3 protein-coding genes are annotated in these 2,891 nt (G+C 69.0%); 2 read left to right on the top strand and 1 reads right to left on the bottom strand.

From position 1 onward, the window contains the following. Positions 1-88: 88 nt before the first annotated feature. Positions 89-1,318, bottom strand: a complete 1,230-nt coding sequence (locus U9980_RS13210; RefSeq protein WP_322755322.1) for an acetyl-CoA C-acetyltransferase — start codon at positions 1,316-1,318, stop codon at positions 89-91. 262 nt (positions 1,319-1,580) lie between these two features. On the opposite strand from U9980_RS13210, the gene U9980_RS13205 reads away from it, so the two are divergent. Both U9980_RS13205 and U9980_RS13200 read left to right on the top strand, forming a co-directional pair. Beyond that, positions 1,581-2,402 carry an enoyl-CoA hydratase/isomerase family protein gene (locus U9980_RS13205; RefSeq protein WP_322768178.1) on the top strand — a complete coding sequence of 274 codons (822 nt, stop codon included), beginning with the start codon at positions 1,581-1,583 and terminating at the stop codon, positions 2,400-2,402. Positions 2,403-2,435: 33 nt separating this feature from the next. Further along, the coding region (locus U9980_RS13200; protein ID WP_322768177.1) for a MaoC family dehydratase at positions 2,436-2,891 on the top strand (456 nt) is incomplete at its 3' end.

The following is a 2,891-nucleotide window of genomic DNA, read 5'->3' as shown; positions in this document are numbered from 1 at the left end:
GCAGTCCCCGGGTCTCCAGAGCCGCCGGGCGGCCGTGGGATCCCAACGGACACCACGGCCGCTGCGGGGGACGCGTCCCGGGAAGGTGTCAGATCCGCTCGATGATCGTCGCCGTACCCATGCCGCCGCCGGTGCACATCGTCACCAGGCCGACGTTGGCGTCACGCCGCTCGAGCTCGTCCAGCACGGTCTGGATGAGCATCGGGCCGGACGCTCCGATGGGGTGACCCAGCGCAATCGCCCCACCGTTGACGTTGACCCGGTCCGGGTCGAGATCAAGGTCGCGGATGGTCTTCAGCGGAACCGCGGCAAACGCCTCGTTGATCTCCCAGAGATCGATGTCGGCCACGGTCATGCCCGCCTTGGCCAGGCAACGCAGGCTGGCCGGGCCGGGCGCGGTCAACATGATCACAGGATCGGCTCCCGCCACCGCGGTCATCCGGACGCGCGCACGCGGGGTCATCCCGTGGGCCCGGGCGTAGTCCGGCGAGGCGAGCAGGATCGCGGACGCACCGTCGACGACGCCGCTGGAGTTACCCGCGTGGTGGACGTGGCGGATCTCGCCGGCCTGGGGGTAGACCTCGCGGCACATGTCGTCGAAGGACCGGTCGAAGCCCGCCTGCACCTGGGTCGCCAGCTGCTCGAACGACGCCGGCAGCTTCGCGAGCGTGGCCACGGTCGTACCGGGGCGGGGGAACTCGTCGTGGTCGAGGGCGAGCGTGCCGTCGAGATGACTGACCGGCACGACCGAACCGTCGAACCGGCCCTCGGCCACGGCCTTCGCGCACCGCTCCTGGCTCTGGGCGGCGAAGGCGTCGACATCTTCGCGGGTGAAGCCCTCCAGCGTCGCGATGAGGTCGGCGCTGACGCCCTGCGGGACCATCGGGTAGAGCTCCCGCAGATGAGCGTTGCCGGCGTCGAGCGTCACCACGCCCTCAGCCACCGGCCACCGTGACATCGACTCCACGCCACAGCCGACAACCAGGTCCTGATGACCGGACAGGATGCCCATCGCCGCCCAGCTGACCGCCTGCTGGCCGGAGCCGCAGTACCGGTTGAGACTCGACCCGGGTGTCTGCACCGGCCAGCCGGCCGCCAGCAGCGCGAGCCGCCCGATGTCGGCGCCGTGCTCTCCGGTCTGCATACCGTTGCCCGCGACCACGTCCTCGACCTCGAGCGGGTCGAAACCGACCCGGTCACGCAGCGCGTTGAGTATCTGGGCCAGCACCTCCTGCGGGTGCAGCGGGTGCAGCGACCCGGTGGCCTTGCCCCGGCCACGCGGCGACCGCACGCCGTCGATGATCCACGCCTCACTCACAGCAAACCTCCAGTAATATTCGACTATTTATCTAGACGATGTCACGAGTTGCACCCGGATGCGATATACGAACCGGACGCTGCGGACGCTGTCGATCTAGCCACCGCCGCCCCTCGCATGCGACACTCAATCAGTAAGCGTATTAATCGATTCGTCGAGTAGCGTGCTTCGGAGCCAACCGTCCCCTGAGAGCCTGTTTCGAGATGCGACCGGATCTGATCCCCCTGCCGCGGTCCGCGGCGCGACGACGCTGGAGTCACGTGTGAGCGACCGGTACGACGACTTTCCGACGCTACGTTTCGAGCGACCCGCGCTCGGCGTTCTGCGCATCGTGCTTGATGCACCCAACCTCAACGCGGTCAATCCGCGGATGCACCGCGACCTCGCCGAGGTCTGGCCGGTCATCGACCGCGACCCGCAGACCCGGGTCGTACTCATCCAGGGCGAGGGCAAGGCGTTCTCCGCCGGCGGTACCTTCGACCTGCTCCAGGAGATGGCCGACAACCCTGGAGTCCGCACCAGGGTTCTGCACGAGGCGCGCGCCATGGTGCTCGGCGTCCTGGACCTGTCCAAGCCGGTGGTCTCGGCCATGCACGGCCCCGCCGTCGGCGCGGGTCTCGCCGTCGGCATGATGGCCGACATCTCGGTGGTCGGGAAGCGTGCGACCATCGTCGACGGCCACACCCGGCTCGGTGTCGCGGCCGGCGACCACGCCGTGCTGTGCTGGCCGCTGCTGTGCGGGATGGCCAAGGCCAAGTACTACCTCCTCACCTGCGAGCGCCTCACCGGTGAGGAGGCCGAGCGTATCGGGCTGGTCTCGCTCGCGGTGGACGACGACCAGGTACACGCACGCGGCCTCGAAGTGGCGAGCGCGCTGGCCACCGGCTCGTCCGACGCGCTGCGCGCGACCAAGTCCTCGCTCAACCACTGGTACCGGGTGCAGCTGCCGGCGTTCGAAGCCTCGCTCGCGCACGAGTTCTACGGCTTCGCGAGCCCCTCCGCCCAGGAGGGCATCGCCGCGATCCGGGAGAAGCGCCGACCGGACTTCATCGCCGTCGAGGCACAACACCGTGCCGAAATCTGACCCACCGCCGGCCGTCCGACGAGGAGTTCAACCGTGACCGAAACCGCAGCGACCGACACCGCCGCCCCCACGCCGAAGAGCAGCGAGGTGCCGCTGCTGGCGCCTGGGATGACCTGGGAGGAGATGGTCCCGGGATCGGCGTTTCGCACCTCGGCCCGGACCATCACCGAATCCGACCTCATGACGTTCATCCAGTGGGGCGGCTTCAACGAGCCGCTGTTCGTCGATGCCACCCACGCCGCCGCCGGCGGCTACGCGGGCCGGCTGGTACCGGGAGCCTTCGTCTACTGCATCGCCGAGGGCCTGGTACTCCAGACCAACGCGCTGCACGGCACCGGCCTGGCATTCCTGTCGATGGAACTGACGGTCAAGGGCCCCACCTACGTCGGCGACACACTGCACGCGATCGTCGAGACCCTGTCGGCCCGCCCGACCAGCAAGCCCGGACGCGGCATCGTGGCCAGCCGCGTGACAGTACGTAACCAACAC

Source organism: Protofrankia sp. Cr1 (assembly GCF_963555865.1).
Taxonomy (GTDB): domain Bacteria; phylum Actinomycetota; class Actinomycetes; order Frankiales; family Frankiaceae; genus Protofrankia.
The sequence above is the reverse complement of the archived record's forward strand: the minus strand, read 5'-3'. Positions and strand labels throughout refer to the sequence as shown.